Genomic DNA, 13,498 nt, shown 5'->3' with positions numbered 1-13,498 from the left:
ACCATGAGACGACAGGGGAGGCCGATCGGTTCAAGCCAGCGGAGGATTTCGCGTCTTAGATATTCCCGGTTCTAGGCCTTCACCGTGAGGGAGGTCGCGAGTGCTCTGCCCTGGGCGTCGAGGGCCTGGGCGGCGAAGTAGGGTGCCTGGGCGACGTCCGCGCAGGTTTCGAAGCCTGTCCTGACGACGACGAGAGCCTCGGTCAGCGCGGACGGGCTGGGGCCGGTGAGGAATCTCCAGCGGCGCACCTCGGTAGCACCGTTCCAGCTGGCGTATCCGGTCATTGTCGAGCCGTTGGTGTTGACGACGGCGGCGTCCGGGACGGCGTCGGGGGTGCCGGTCCAAGGGCAGCGGTAGACCCGGTAGGAGGCGCTGCCGATTCCGGTGACCTCAAAGACAGGCCTCCCTGTGGGGGTGTACTCGGTCGCTGCCGGGTCCATGCCCCATCCGACGAAGAAGTTCCCGTTCGGGAGGTACTGGACGCTGCCCATGGCGTTGCCCCTGTGGCCGGCGTTGAGGAGCTGGAGCCTGAGGGATGCCGTGCGGTTCTTCTCGTCGACGTCCAGGAGCAGGCCGCGGGAGGTGCCAGTGCTCTCGTCCTTGTGATGGTTGTCGAAGAGGCTGATGACTCCGCCGGAGCGCTGGCGGACGTCGTGCTGCCAGAGGAACTGCGCGTCCGGTGCGAGTTGGAAGTCGCCCGCCTTGCCGCCGAGCCGCCACAGGACGTCCCCGGCTGGACTGATGAGGTAGACCGTGTGCGTGTGGCGGAAGGAGACGAGGTAGCCGTCGGGCCGGAGGTCGACGGAGTTCACATGGTATGGGTCGAACGCCTTCTGCTCGCTCGTGCCGTCCTGGCCGGGGTCGTCCGAGGGCTTCACATAGCTTTCCGTGACGGGCACGTTGTCCGAGGCCGCCCAGTCGAAGAGCAGCTTGCCTGTGGCGATGTCGACCTCTTGGACGTGGCAGTCGTAGATGTACCCGTCGGAGGGGCCGCCCAACGCGCTGAGGTCATGGGTGGCGGTGGGATAGGCCGTCAGCAGCGCCGTCCCCCTGGGTGTGAGGCGGAACTCGTGAAGGTCCGCCTGCAGGCCGCCTCCGGCGTCGACCTCCGCGACCGTGCGATAGCCGGAGTCCTTGATCACGCCCTTGCCCGCTCCGTGCCCGCCGATGCCCTTCCCGGTCCAGTAGGTCAGCACCGGCTGCCCTTGGTAGGTCTGGACGCGCAGGTCCATGACGCCGGCGCCGGTAGGCTCCATCCACACCGGGTGGCCTTGGTTGTCGATGATCAGCCCGTTCGTCCCGTGTCCGAAGGGGCCGGCGAAGATCAGCCCGGGAGCGTGCGGCCCGTCCGACCAGACGTTCGTGCGGGCGGCTGTGAGCTTGGTGCTGACGAAGGCCCGGTCTGCAGGAGCGGTGCTGGTCGCCGAGGCAGAGGGCGTGGGCGCGGCGGCCGCTGCCGGGGGCGGCGCCGGGAAGACGCCCGAGCGCGCGACGCCGGCCCCAGCAGCGGCGCCGGCGACGGCGAGGCCCGCTCCCTGGATGAAATGACGACGGCTGACCGGGATCACGACAGCCAGACTAGGGAACCGCCACCTCCCGCGCGAGGGATTCAAACTGGGTATTCCCTAGGAAAATTTCAGCCCGACTTGGTGCAGGCGCAGCGGGCTCATCAAGCAGGCGCAGCGGGCTCAACAAACCGGAGCCGGGAGAAGACGCCCGCCCGGCCTCCCAGCGCCGGACGGACGCCATCACCACCGCCGCATGCGGCGCAACGGCCGCCGGTTCCGATAGCAAGAATCCGGCGGGGCCTCTCCGCACACTCGGGACTAATACCCGCCTGCTGCATGCGACAAAACAAAAGGACTTGGGCCACCGATCGGCGGCGTCCCCGAGAACGTTCGGCCACCGGATCAGTTCGGATTCGCCCGGCCGTGCGCCGGGTGTTCCGGCCTGGCGCGCGGGTTCAGCCTTCGCGAGCGAGTCGTCCTGGGATTCCTTGACATCGGGGCGCAGCTCGTCGTAATCGATGGCCACAGGGGCCTCTTCCCTTCTGGTTCCGGTGGCGCCCGGGTCAGGCGGCCATGCGGCGGCGGAGCCTGTCGAGGAGCCGCCGCAGGAGGCGGGAGACCTGCATCTGGCTCATTCCGAGCCGCTGGGCGATCTCATCCTGGGTCAACTCCTGCCCGAAGCGCATGTGCAGCAGTTCGCGGTCCTGTTCTGAAGCTTCCCGGAGAGCCCCGGCAAGGGCGTGGAGGGACTCGACGTGCTCGAAGCCAGGGTCCTCTGCGGCAAGGGCCACCGGGAGGGGGCGTCCCTCCGTATCCGCAGGGGAGTCCAGGTGCTCGATGGGGTCGGCGATCAGGGAAGCGTCGGCGAGCTGCGCCTCGGCGATGTCGGCCGGACCGACGCCGAGCTCGCGGCTGAGCTCGAGGGTTGTGGGCTGGTGCCCGAGGGCCTGGGCCAGCCGGGGTCGGGCAGCGTTGACCTTCAGCCGCGTCTCCTGAATCCCGCGTGGGGGACGCACTGCCCAAGAGTGGTCACGCAGGTAGCGCTTGATCTCGCCCGTGACCGTGGGCACCGCGTACGGGACGAATCCGTGGCCTCGGTCGCTGCGGTAGCGGCGAGCGGCCTTGAGCAGACCCAGGCGTGCGACCTGGCGCAGGTCTTCGGGATCGTGCCCCGGGCAGCGGAAGCGACGGGCGATGGCGTCGGCGACGCCGAGGTACTCGACTGCGAGGTCGCCGGCGGCTCGGGCTGCCGCCAGAGTCTCGGGTGATGCCGTCTCAGGTGATGCCGTCTCGGGAGAGGCCGTCTCGCGAGAGGCTGCCTCGGCCGGCGCTGGCGGCATTGTGGTGGGCGGCATTGTGGTGGGGGGCACTGTGGTGGGTGGGTCTGTGGCGGGCGCGGACGTGCGTGGAGCACGGATAGTGGTCATGGCAGGTCGTTCCTGACTTGGGGCAGGGGCGGAGAGCCGGAAGGAAGCGCTCCGCCGGCCCGTCCCAAGGAGGTCGGCCGCGATTGGGGGCCTGGGCCCGAAGGGGCCAGGAACCTCGCGCCCCGAGGCTGCGCAGCACCTGACTCGACCGCGCCTTGTCCTATCGACGGTAGAAGTAGACAGACCGTTCTGTATATGGTGCGGTCCGAGAAGGAGCGCCAGAGTTCCTTGCCCTCGGAGGCTGCATCCGCGCGACTGGCCCGATGCCCCAGCCAGAAGATCGGAACTCATTCTCGTGGCACCCGGCCGGTTCTACACTGTGGGCATCCGACTCCGGAAACCGACTACATCGCGGCCGATGAGCTCGACCGGGTCGAGGCCGACACGCTCTGGCTCAAGGTGGGCCAACGCGCCGACCAGTAGAGGAAGGACTATGTCCTGGCGGCGCGCCGGACCAGCCAGACCGCGACGGCTGCGGCCGCGAGGAAGGCTCCTCCCGCCACTGCGCCAGTAACCAATCCCGAACCGCCGCGGACGCTGCGAAGCTCCTTGGAGGCAGTTCGGGCGGTGTCAGCGATGGCTTTCTGCCCCGCCTGCACAGCCTTCCTGCTCGCTGGCACAGGGGCCTCTGAGACCGCGTCGGCGAGGCGTTCGGCGGCTTCGGCCAGTCGGCTCGTCGCGGCTCTCGTCGCGGCTTCGGCCTTCCGCGAGCCCTTGGCCGCTGCCTCACCCACGGTTTCGCCCACTGGGGCGAGGGTTTCGATCCGGTGGCGCAGCCCGTTCAAGGCCTCGTCGAGCCCCCCTCTGACCCGCGGCGTGACCCGGTCCAGACTTGATTCGATCCGGGCGATCGAGTGGCGAATGGTTGCTTCAGCCGCAGACGCGGCCGACTTTGCATCAGACTTGGTCGTCCCCATGGAGTCCTCCTGTTCGCGTGCAGGTCCGTGTGCGACCAGACTACGATGCGACCCGCGGGCAGGGAACCGCTCCGAAGGCTTCAGGAGCGGCAGCGGGATCAGGGGTGGCCAGGGACTCAGCCTGACGTACCCGTGCTTTCGTGAGGGAGTCTGATCGTGGTCCAGTCTGCCGCGAATGCCCTCTGGAGCGCGTCGAGGCCCGCGCTCTGGCTGCAGATGGCGTGCTGGGCGTCGGATTCGATCTGGTCCTTGTCATTGTGCACGTATTCGGACTTGGTGAACTCGGCGAAGGTGTTCGGTTCGGGCCAGAGGTTCCTGACGTCGCTGGCGCCGCCTGCGTCGAGGGGGATGAGGTGGTCGAGTTCGTATTTCGACGCCTCTGAGGCGGGAATCCCGTAGGCGGCCATGATCTTTGCCTTGGCCGCATCGGTGAGGGAGACAGGCGGGCGGACGCTGGCGGTGTAGCCGCCGCGGCGGCAGACTGTCGCCGCCAAGGTCGACGGCGTCACCGCGCTGTCGCGGGCGCCCGGCGTGCACTTGGGGTCGGGGAGGGGCTGCTTGGCCCCCGTCCAGCGAATCCGGCAGGTCCCCGGAGCGGAGATGGGGCCGTCGAGACCTGCAGGGGTCCAACCTCGCCCCGCGGCGGTCACCACACCACCTGCGGGAGCAGCCGTTGCCGGTGAGCCTCCCGCCGCCTGGCCGTTCGCCGTCCCGGTCGCGGGCGTCGTCGTGCATGCTGCAAGGGCGAGGCAGAGGGCTGCGACAGCAGCGGCAGTGATCGCGTGGACCGGGCTGGTGGGCATGCCGAGAACGCTATCCGTCCTCGCACCCGCGTGCGAATCCGACAGTGCTGGCGCACCATGGGAGGGCCGGCAGCGGCATCTGCTCGGCCCTCCCATGATGGCGCGCAGGAGGCTCCGCCAAGCCAAGAGGCGGGCGTCAGGCCGACGCGCGTCCCATGGCCGGGTCTGCTGCATCCTCCGGCGTGAGGTCCTGATCGAGCAGCGTTTCCTTCTTCCTGTTGGGCAGGAAGAAGATGTAGACGACGAGGGAGATCACGATCGTGATCGTCACGTACGTGAAGAGCCAGTCCTTGTGCCCGGCGCTGGAGAGCCACTCACCGATGAACGGCACAGTGCCGCCGAAGAGGGAGTTGGCGACGGCGTAGCCGAGGCCCACGCCGAGCGCGCGGACCGAAGCGGGGAACAGTTCGGCCTTCACGATCGCACTGATCGAGGTGTAGTTCACGACGATCAGGAGGCCTGCAAGCATGAGCAGGAACGCAACGACCGGGTCCTTCGTCCCGGCGAGCGCGGACATGATGGGCCATGTGAAGATCGCGCCGAGGACGCCGAACACGATGAGCTGGAGCTTGCGGCCGATCCGATCGGAGAGCAGGCCGAACAGCGGGTGCAGGAGCATGTACACGAACAAGGCCCAGAAGTTGATGATCGAGGTCTGGGTCTTGGGTATGTGGGAGACGTTGTTCATGAAGCTGAGGATGTACGTCGTGTAGAGGTAGAACGCGCAAGTGCCGCCCATCGTGAGGAAGACAACGACCACGAACGGCTTCCAGTGCTTCGTGAAGAGGAGCTTGAGGGTGCCGGGCTCGGCCGTCTCGGACTTCGCGCCCTGACCGCCCAGCGAGGGGGCAGTTCCGCCCTTGGCGGCTTCGACCTGCTGATGAGAGATGGTCTCGTCCATGGTCCGGCGCAACCAGAGGACGATGAGTGCGGTGACGGCGCCGATTGCGAACGGGATGCGCCAGCCCCACGCCTTGAGATCGGACTCGCCGAGGGTGGTTTGGAGGATCACGAGGGTCAGGAGGGCAAGCACCTGGCCGCCCACGAGGGTCACGTATTGGAAGCTCGAGAAGAAGCCGCGGCGTTTGGCGGTGGCCACCTCGGACATGTAGGTGGCGGCGGTGCCATACTCGCCTCCCACGGAGAAGCCCTGAAGCAGCCGGGAGAAGTACATGAGGACCGTGGACCAGACCCCGATCTGTGCGATGCCCGGCAGCACGGCGACGAGGAGCGAGCCCAAGCCCATCAGCGTGACGCTCAGGGTGAGGGCCGCGCGCCGTCCTCGGCGGTCCGCGTAGCGGCCGAAGAACCATGAGCCCACTGGGCGCATGAGGAAGGTGAGAGCGAATGAGAGGTAGGCGTCGATCTGTGCCTGGACCGGGTCTTTGCTGTTGAAGAAGTAGGCCGCGAAGTACGCCGAGAAGGCTGCGTAGACGTATAGGTCGTACCATTCGATGAGATTGCCCGCGGACCCCTTCAGGGTGTTGGCGACGGCTCGTCGGGTCCGAGCAGCGTTGCTCGTGACCTCAGGATGTGTGATGCTCATGGACTTTGACGCTAGGGGTGACGCCATTCACACCCCAAGCGGGAGCGGCCATTCCTAACACTTCCTTAAGTCTTCGATCTTCCTGTGAGCGGGTACCCTCGAATGGCAGAAACGAAGGGACCGGGCAATGCGTGTGCTGATCGTCGAGGACGACGACGCCATGGCGTCCGCGCTGATGGCCTCCGTCCGCTCGGCGACGCACGAGGCCTCCCGGGTGAGCAGGGGCGCGGATGCGCTCTTGGCCCACCGAGACTACGACGCGATCCTGCTGGATCTCGGCCTGCCCGACATGGACGGCCTTGATGTGCTGCGGAAGCTGCGCCAGGTCACGGATGCGCCCCTCCTCATTCTCACGGCCCGCGACGACGACCGCAGCGTGGTGATGGGCCTGCGCTCCGGGGCGGACGACTATCTGGTCAAGCCGGTCAAACTCGTCGAGCTGCTCGCCCGGATTGAGGCGGTCGCCCGGCGCGCCGCCCGCGCCCGCGGCACCCAGCCGCACCGTCTCGAAGTCGGTGAGGTGAGCATCGACCTCGACCGGCGAGTGGCCGCCGTCGGACGCCGCATTCTCAATCTCACGGCCACCGAGTACGAGCTGCTTGTGCTCCTCGCCCGGAATTCGGGTTCGGTCGTCACTCGTGAGCAGATCCTGGATGCGCTCTGGGGCGATGCTTTCGTGGCTTCCTCACGTTCGCTCGACGTGCACCTCACGGGGCTGAGGTCCAAGCTCAGGCTCCCGGGCTTCATCATCAACGTGCGCGGGGTGGGCTACCGCATCGAGGGCTCGTCACAGCCCCACAGCCCACAGCCCCACAGCCCACGGCCCCACAGCCCAGAGCGCACATGAGGCTGCGAGTCCTGGGGATCCTGAGCGTGTTGTCGATCCTCATCGTCCTCGCGGTGTCCGCCTCTATCCTCGCCTCGGCGAGCACCGAGCTGACCCAAGAGCTGCAGATCAATCGCGTGGCTGCGCTCAACCGCTTCGCCCAGGTGGCTGGCGATGCCACTCGAGCGGAGACATTGTGCAGCTGCAGCGTGAAATGGACCGCTACTCCGCACTGTACGGCGAGGGTGTCCTAGTCCACACGCCGCAGACGACGCTCGCCTCCGGTGGTCTGCGTGCCGACGAGGCCGATGTGCGGAACGCGGTCGCCCAAGCGCAGCTCAACCTCAACGACCTCACGCTCGAGCGGGTGCAGCCGTTCGGCCCCAAGAACGAGGTGATCGCGCGCTCGTTCGGGACGGCCAGCCAAGTGCTCGGCGAGGCCGTGATCGACGTCGACCTGACTGCGGCCGAGCAGAAGCTGAGAGATCGCTGTCTGCTTGTGGCGCTGGGGGCGCTCGCCGTGTGGGTCCTTCTGATCCTTGGCGCGGAGCGCCTCACAAGGTGGGTCCTGCGCCCCGTCCATCGCCTCACTGACGCGGTGATCGCGTTCGAGGAGTCCGAACGCGCTACTCGACTGCGGGAGGAGGGCCCTCCTGAACTGCAGCGGCTGAGCCGGGCCTTCTCCGCCATGGCCGAGCACGTGGGCGCGAGCATGCAGGCGCAGCGCCAGCTCATCGCGGACACGTCGCATCAACTCCGGAACCCCGTGGGCGCGCTCCGGCTGAGGACAGACCTCCTCGCCCTTGAGCTCGACACTCCCGCCCAGCGCGAGGCTGCGTCTGGTGTGGTGAAGGAACTCGATCAGGTCGAGGAGATGCTGGACAGGATGCTCCGGCTTGCGGCAGCCGAGCACAGGGCCCGCAGGCGCTCGATTGCGGGCGGTTCGGAGGCGCCCATGGGCGAACTCTCCGAGGTCTTGGACCCGTCGACGGTCCTCCAGGAGGCTATCGAGCGCGCCGGGCCGTCTGCCCGCCATGCCGGTGCCGTACTCGAACTCGACAATCCGCCAATGCCGCGGCTGCAGCTGGCCTGTGGCCGAGGCGATCTCGCTGACATCGTCGGGGAACTCCTCGAGAATGCGATCAAGTATGCCGGGCCCGAAGGCGGTCGCATCACTCTTCGTGCCGGACGGCGGGGGCGTAGCGCGGTCGTGGAGGTTGCCGACCGGGGGCCAGGCCTCTCGCCTGAGGAGCGCGAGGCGGCGACCACCCGTTTCTGGCGGTCGCCAGGGCATAGCGCCTCGCGTGGCACGGGCCTCGGGCTTCCGATCGTCGAGCAGCTCGCGGAGGCGAACGGGGGCCGCCTGGTCCTTGCCCCGAACGAGCCCCGCGGCTTGATAGCGCGGGTCGAGTTCCCCTTGGCGTGCGCCACAGCGGACGACGACGCGCTGCCGGACGGCGGCGCGCTCGCTGCCGCGCATGACGACGCGCTGCCGGACGGCGGCGTCGACATCGCAGGCGAAGGGGCGGCGGCTTCTGGCGGGGAGAACCGGGATGCCTGATTTCGATCCAGCAAGGCGGCGAGTGGGTGTAACGCGTCGTCAGGCACTCCGAGCAGGACTAGTGGCGAGCCTCGGAGGCGTGCTCCTCCCAACCGCAGCCGGCTGTGTGCCCGGGCCGCCTGCCGATTCCCTTACTGTTGCCGGCGGCGAAGCCGGAGGCCTATACCTTGAGTTCGCCGCGCTCCTTGCGTCTTCCCTCCAGCGACACGGCGTTGCCAAGAAGGCCTCTGCCCTCGAGACCGGCGGGAGCCTCGAGAACATGGACAGGCTGGCGCGGGGTGAGGCGACTCTGGCAATCGCCCTCTCGGACGCGGCGTCCGATCGGCTCGGTGGGGACACGCCGTCGTCTGCTCCTTCCGCGGCAGGGGGCGCGAGGATGCTCGCGCTCGGGAAGGTCTACGAGAACTACCTGCATTGCGTGGTGCGAAAGGACAGCGGCATCTTGAGTGTCGCGGACCTTGCGGGGAAGGCAGTCGCTGTCGGTGACCCCGGTTCCGGCACCTCTCTTACCGCTCGGCGGCTGCTCGAGGTGGCTGGGATGTCGGCGGCCGCGCCATCTCCGACCACTCCCGGAACACTGCCTGCCTTCCAGCTCGGGCTCAACCGAGGGCTCGCGGCGCTTCGCGACGGGAGCGTTGAGGCGCTCTTCTGGTCGGGAGGCGTCCCCACCGCAGCGATTGCGGCCTTCGCAAAGAGTACGAAACTCCAGCTGCTCGATCTCTCACCGCTCATCCCGACGATGAAGGCCAGATTCGGCAGCTTCTACGAGCGGGTCCTCATCCAAGAGAACAGCTACGACGGCATTCCGGCGACATGGACGGTAGGCGTGGCGAATCTCCTCCTATGCCGGGCTGACTTGGACCGGGATGTGGCGCGCTCGACCGTAGAGATCCTCCTCCAGCACTCAGCGGAACTCGTCCCGTCGTCGAGCCGTGGTGTCCAGTACCTCAGTCCCGAGACCCTGATCGGTACCGCCGGCGTCCCGCTGCACCCCGGAGCGGAAGATGCTTACCGGGCTTTCCACGGCTAGGACATGCTTCGGACGGGTGGCCAGACCGAAGAGGCGGGTGCCAGATCGAAGGGCACCGCCGCCCGCCCTCTACTCGGGTCAGGCGTAGATCTTGGCGTAGAGCGCTTCGATCGCGGACGCGTCGGGCACGACCGGGTTGTTCGCCGGCGATCCCGAGGCGAGGGCCTGCTCGGCCATGAGAGGGATCAGTCGATCCCAGTCGTCGGAGCCGATTCCGTAGGACTGAGGGGTGGGAACAGCCAGGTCCTCGTTCAGTGCGCGGAGTTCGGTGACGAGCGCTTGGGCGGACGCTTCGTCGTCGTCCTCCACACCGGCGACCCCCAGAGCGCGCGCACAATCGGCATAACGGGCCTCGGCACCGGTGACAGAGAACTCGGTGACCACGGGGAAGAGCATGGCGTTGGCAAGGCCGTGCGCGATATGGAAATGGGCGCCGATCGGCCGGCTCATCCCATGCACGAGGGCGACACTCGAGTTGGAGAAGGCGATGCCCGCCTGGGTGGCGGCGAGCATCATCGCCTCTCGGGCGTTTCGGTTCGACCCGTCCTTGTAGACCTCACGGAGGTTTCGTCCGATGGCCGTCATAGCCGCCAACGCGAAGCCATCTGAGAAGGGGTTCGCCCTCCGGCTCACGTACGCCTCGATGGCGTGAGTGAGCGCGTCGACTCCGGTGTCGGCGCTGAGCCTTGCAGGCATGGAGAGGGTCAGCTCGTAGTCCACGACTGCTGCGATTGGTAGAAAGGAGGGACCCGTGCAGAGCATCTTCTCGTCGGTTTCCGAGTCGCTGATGATCGTGAACTGGGTCGCCTCGGAGCCGGTGCCCGCCGTCGTCGGGACCGCGACGACTGGCAACGACTGCCCGGTGTTGGTTTTGGGCGCCTTGTAGTCGCGCATCGGGCCTTCGTTGAGGGAGAGGAAGCCGAGCGCCTTCGCTGTGTCGATGGAGCTGCCTCCGCCCAGTCCGATCAGGACGTCCGCCTCGTGCTGCTTGACGGCCTCAAGTCCGACGACGAGCGATTCGGTAGTGGGGTCCGGCACCGTCTCGGCGAAGACGCCGCCCTCGAAGCCGGCGGTGCTGAGAGCCCGCGCCGCGATGTCCGCGGTCCCCGACTTCTGCATAAACGGATCTGTGATGATGAGGGGACGCCGCGCTCCGAGTTCGGCGACGACGTCGCCCAATTCCTGGATGGCGCCTGCGCCAACCCTCATGAGCCGGGGCAACGCGATATGGAATGTCATGGGAACCTCCTTGCGTCGGGATGTCAGCAATCCTATTGAATCCAGCAGCTAGGACCGCTTCTCCTCGACGACGAGCATGCCGCTGCGCACCAGCCCCCGGATGAACCTGCACGGCCACGGCTCGCCGCACTGGTCGCATGGGTCCCTACTGCGCCTGACCTGCTCCACGATTTGGCGATGCACAGGTTCCGAAGGCTCACGTTCCACACAGACTCCCTACCCTCACGACTCCCTTCCATTCTCGGGCGGAAATAGCAAGGGCCCTTCGTCCCATGCGCTCGGAGGGTACCGGAGGAGGATGGGCAAGGGGGCGGGCTCGCCTGGGCCAGCAGCAGGTCCAATCCTCAGCGGGGAGCCCGCCCCCGCATCAGGCGCCCGCCCGGAGTCAACAGCCGGTGCCCCGACTCAACAGCCAATGCCCCGACTCAACAGCCAGTACGGCTGCCACCGTCACGGGTAACTGGGCAGGTAGAGCGGGACAGCTTGTTCGCGTTCCCCAAGGGTGCAACCAGGTGTCGGGCGGAGAAGCAGAGTCAGCCAGCGCGGCGATAACGGATGTGGGTCGCCAGCGGTGAGTGCAGCACCTCGACCGGTTCGAAGCCGAAGGACTCAACGCCTTCGAAAATGCGCTCGCCGGAACCGAGCAGGACCGGTGCGATGTCGAGGGTGAGTTCGTCGATCACCCCGGCAATCAGTGCTTGGCGGACGGTCGAGGCCCCGCCGGCGATGTCCACGCCGTTATCCCCGGCGGCCTCCGAAGCCCCAGAGTAGGCGGCGTCGAAGCCTTCGGTGACGAAGTGAAACGTCGTCCCGCCGTCCATCTGGATCGGATCATGTCCGTAATGGGTCAGTACGAAAACCGGCGCGTGGTACGGCGGCTCGGGGCCCCACCACCCGGTCCATTCCTCATCCCACTCTCCGCGGACCGGGCCGAACATGTTCCGCCCCATCACGTACGCGCCGCGGGGACGCATAAGCCACTCGGTCGCGACTTTGTCGGCGTCGTTGGCGCGCGGGTCGCCGATGTGCCAGCCGTGCAACTCCAGCCCCCGCTTGCCCAAAGGGTCCTCGCGGCTCTGCTCAGGGCCGGCGACGAAGCCGTCCAGCGAGATCGACATACGGCAGGTCGTGTCCGGCATCGCGAGCCTCCTGGACGATTGCGACTTGTATGCGGTCGTGGCGGAATTGTGGGGACTCTAGCACGAGCCGTCCCTTCCTTGACGTGGAATAGCAACTAACCTATCGTCGAATGGTATTGATGCAATATTAGTTGCGGATGGAGCTTGCGATGACGATGCACTCGGCCACCTTGGCCATCAATGAGGCGATCCAGAAGAGGAGGGCCGCCGGGGAGGAAGTGCTGCATCTCGGTTTCGGCGAGGCTGGGCTGCCTGTGCCGGACTTCATCGCGGAAGCGCTGCACAACGCCGTTGGAAGGAACGGCTATGGGGCGGTAGTGGGCTCCGAAGAGGCCCGGCAGGCTGCTGCCGAGTGGTTCTCCCGGCGCGGCCTCCCGACTGAAGCCGAGCAGATCATCTTCGCTCCCGGGAGCAAGGCCCTGCTCTTCGCTGCCATCGCCGCACTTCCAGGCGACCTGATCCTTGCCCGCCCCTCATGGGTCAGCTACGCGGCCCAGGCGGCCCTCTTGGGCAAGCCGGTGATCGAGGTCCCGATCCCGGCCAAAGCAGGTGGGGTACCGGACCCGGCCCTGCTCGAAGCTGCGATCCTTGAGGCGAAGGACAGCGGTGGGAACCCCGGCATCCTCCTCCTGACCGTGCCGGACAATCCCACCGGAACGGTCGCGAGCGAGGCGGACCTCCGCGAACTCTGCCGCATCGCCGAGAAGTACGGGCTTGCCGTCATCTCCGACGAGATCTACGCAGAGACGGTGCACTCGGGCGAGTCCGCGCCCTCTGCAACCTCCTATCTGGAGTCGCGCACGATCGTCACGACCGGGCTGTCCAAGTCTTTGGCGTTGGGCGGATGGCGCATCGGCTTCGCCCGGATCCCCAGCAATGAGTGGGGGGACGGGGTGCTACAGGACATGGTCGGTATTGCGAGCGAAGTCTGGTCGAGCCTCGCCGCCCCGATGCAGGCGGTTGCCGCCCACGTCCTTTCCGAGCCAGACGCCGTCCGAGAGCACATCGAGCGCTCCACGCGCCTGCACGCCGTCGTCGCCAACGCTGTATGCGACGAGTTCCTCGCCGTAGGCGCGCACTGCCGTCGTCCCGAGGCCGGCTTCTACATCTATCCCGATTTCGAGCCGATCCGCCCCACCCTCGAGCGCAAGGGCATCCGAACCAGCGAGGAGCTCGCGTCGGTCCTTTTGGACCGGTACGCCGTCGGTGTCCTTCCGGGTGCAGCCTTCGGCGACGATCCCTCGGCCCTCCGCGCACGGGTGGCCACGAGCCTGCTCTACGGAGCCAGCGAGCAGGAACGCTGGGAAGCGCTCCGGTCGGAGGATCCCCTTCGGCTGCCGTGGATTGCGGGCTCTCTGGAACACCTCCGCACGGCGCTCCAGGACCTCGCCTCCTAGGCAGAATCGCGAGAGCTCTTGGCAACAGGCGCACTCGTTCCCGCAACTACAATTGCGGGAACGAGTGTGGCTGTTGCATTTTCCGTCGGAAGGGAAAGACGCCTT

The 13,498-nt window shown here is 67.2% G+C and carries 12 protein-coding genes; 4 read left to right on the top strand and 8 right to left on the bottom strand.

Going from position 1 to position 13,498, the window contains the following annotated elements; translation table 11 throughout:
- Window positions 1-71: 71 nt before the first annotated feature.
- The 6 genes from L0M17_RS16275 to L0M17_RS16250 all read right to left on the bottom strand — a co-directional run bounded on the left by L0M17_RS16275 (window position 72) and on the right by L0M17_RS16250 (window position 6,201).
- Window positions 72-1,568, bottom strand: coding sequence for an arylsulfotransferase family protein (locus L0M17_RS16275; RefSeq protein WP_241055356.1), 1,497 nt, complete (start codon window positions 1,566-1,568; stop codon window positions 72-74).
- A gap of 10 nt (window positions 1,569-1,578) precedes the next feature.
- Window positions 1,579-2,034 carry a hypothetical protein gene (locus L0M17_RS16270; RefSeq protein ID WP_241055355.1) on the bottom strand — a complete coding sequence of 152 codons (456 nt, stop codon included), beginning with the start codon at window positions 2,032-2,034 and terminating at the stop codon, window positions 1,579-1,581.
- Window positions 2,035-2,071: 37 nt separating this feature from the next.
- Complete coding sequence (locus L0M17_RS16265; RefSeq protein ID WP_241055353.1) at window positions 2,072-2,848, bottom strand: sigma-70 family RNA polymerase sigma factor; 777 nt, start codon at window positions 2,846-2,848, stop codon at window positions 2,072-2,074.
- A 518-nt stretch (window positions 2,849-3,366) separates the two neighbouring features.
- Window positions 3,367-3,852 carry a hypothetical protein gene (locus L0M17_RS16260; protein ID WP_241055351.1) on the bottom strand — a complete coding sequence of 162 codons (486 nt, stop codon included), beginning with the start codon at window positions 3,850-3,852 and terminating at the stop codon, window positions 3,367-3,369.
- A gap of 116 nt (window positions 3,853-3,968) precedes the next feature.
- Window positions 3,969-4,655 (bottom strand): hypothetical protein, encoded by a 687-nt coding sequence (locus L0M17_RS16255; RefSeq protein ID WP_241055349.1) that lies wholly within the window; start codon window positions 4,653-4,655, stop codon window positions 3,969-3,971.
- A gap of 136 nt (window positions 4,656-4,791) precedes the next feature.
- Window positions 4,792-6,201, bottom strand: coding sequence for an MFS transporter (locus L0M17_RS16250; RefSeq protein ID WP_241055347.1), 1,410 nt, complete (start codon window positions 6,199-6,201; stop codon window positions 4,792-4,794).
- Between the two features lie 127 nt (window positions 6,202-6,328).
- On the opposite strand from L0M17_RS16250, the gene L0M17_RS16245 reads away from it, so the two are divergent.
- From L0M17_RS16245 to L0M17_RS16235, 3 genes are all read left to right on the top strand, one after another.
- Window positions 6,329-7,048, top strand: a complete 720-nt coding sequence (locus L0M17_RS16245; RefSeq protein WP_241055345.1) for a response regulator transcription factor — start codon at window positions 6,329-6,331, stop codon at window positions 7,046-7,048.
- A gap of 175 nt (window positions 7,049-7,223) precedes the next feature.
- Window positions 7,224-8,588, top strand: a complete 1,365-nt coding sequence (locus L0M17_RS16240; protein WP_308196890.1) for a sensor histidine kinase — start codon at window positions 7,224-7,226, stop codon at window positions 8,586-8,588.
- Between the two features lie 61 nt (window positions 8,589-8,649).
- Window positions 8,650-9,618 (top strand): TAXI family TRAP transporter solute-binding subunit, encoded by a 969-nt coding sequence (locus L0M17_RS16235; protein WP_241055343.1) that lies wholly within the window; start codon window positions 8,650-8,652, stop codon window positions 9,616-9,618.
- 78 nt (window positions 9,619-9,696) lie between these two features.
- Here L0M17_RS16235 and L0M17_RS16230 read toward each other — a convergent pair whose 3' ends face one another.
- Both L0M17_RS16230 and L0M17_RS16225 read right to left on the bottom strand, forming a co-directional pair.
- The gene (locus tag L0M17_RS16230; RefSeq protein ID WP_241055341.1) at window positions 9,697-10,857 is read right to left on the bottom strand and encodes an iron-containing alcohol dehydrogenase; all 1,161 of its coding nucleotides are present in this window, start codon (window positions 10,855-10,857) and stop codon (window positions 9,697-9,699) included.
- 533 nt (window positions 10,858-11,390) lie between these two features.
- On the bottom strand, window positions 11,391-11,996 hold the full coding sequence (locus L0M17_RS16225; RefSeq protein ID WP_241055339.1) for a dihydrofolate reductase family protein: 606 nt from the start codon (window positions 11,994-11,996) through the stop codon (window positions 11,391-11,393).
- A gap of 149 nt (window positions 11,997-12,145) precedes the next feature.
- On the opposite strand from L0M17_RS16225, the gene L0M17_RS16220 reads away from it, so the two are divergent.
- The gene (locus L0M17_RS16220; protein ID WP_241055337.1) at window positions 12,146-13,393 is read left to right on the top strand and encodes a pyridoxal phosphate-dependent aminotransferase; all 1,248 of its coding nucleotides are present in this window, start codon (window positions 12,146-12,148) and stop codon (window positions 13,391-13,393) included.
- The last annotated feature ends 105 nt before the right edge of the window (window positions 13,394-13,498 follow it).

The organism is Sinomonas terrae (assembly GCF_022539255.1).
Classification (GTDB): Bacteria; Actinomycetota; Actinomycetes; order Actinomycetales; family Micrococcaceae; genus Sinomonas; species Sinomonas terrae.
This window is presented reverse-complemented; position numbering and strand designations above follow the sequence as displayed.

Excerpts from the sequence above, each read along its gene's own strand:
- L0M17_RS16265 (WP_241055353.1), bottom strand. The coding sequence starts at position 2,848 with ATGCCGCCAGCGCCGGCCGAGGCAGCCTCTCGCGAGACGGCCTCTCCC.
- L0M17_RS16260 (WP_241055351.1), bottom strand. The coding sequence starts at position 3,852 with ATGGGGACGACCAAGTCTGATGCAAAGTCGGCCGCGTCTGCGGCTGAA.
- L0M17_RS16255 (WP_241055349.1), bottom strand. The coding sequence starts at position 4,655 with ATGCCCACCAGCCCGGTCCACGCGATCACTGCCGCTGCTGTCGCAGCC.
- L0M17_RS16250 (WP_241055347.1), bottom strand. The coding sequence starts at position 6,201 with ATGAGCATCACACATCCTGAGGTCACGAGCAACGCTGCTCGGACCCGA.
- L0M17_RS16245 (WP_241055345.1), top strand. The coding sequence starts at position 6,329 with ATGCGTGTGCTGATCGTCGAGGACGACGACGCCATGGCGTCCGCGCTG.
- L0M17_RS16230 (WP_241055341.1), bottom strand. The coding sequence starts at position 10,857 with ATGACATTCCATATCGCGTTGCCCCGGCTCATGAGGGTTGGCGCAGGC.
- L0M17_RS16225 (WP_241055339.1), bottom strand. The coding sequence starts at position 11,996 with ATGCCGGACACGACCTGCCGTATGTCGATCTCGCTGGACGGCTTCGTC.
- L0M17_RS16220 (WP_241055337.1), top strand. The coding sequence starts at position 12,146 with ATGACGATGCACTCGGCCACCTTGGCCATCAATGAGGCGATCCAGAAG.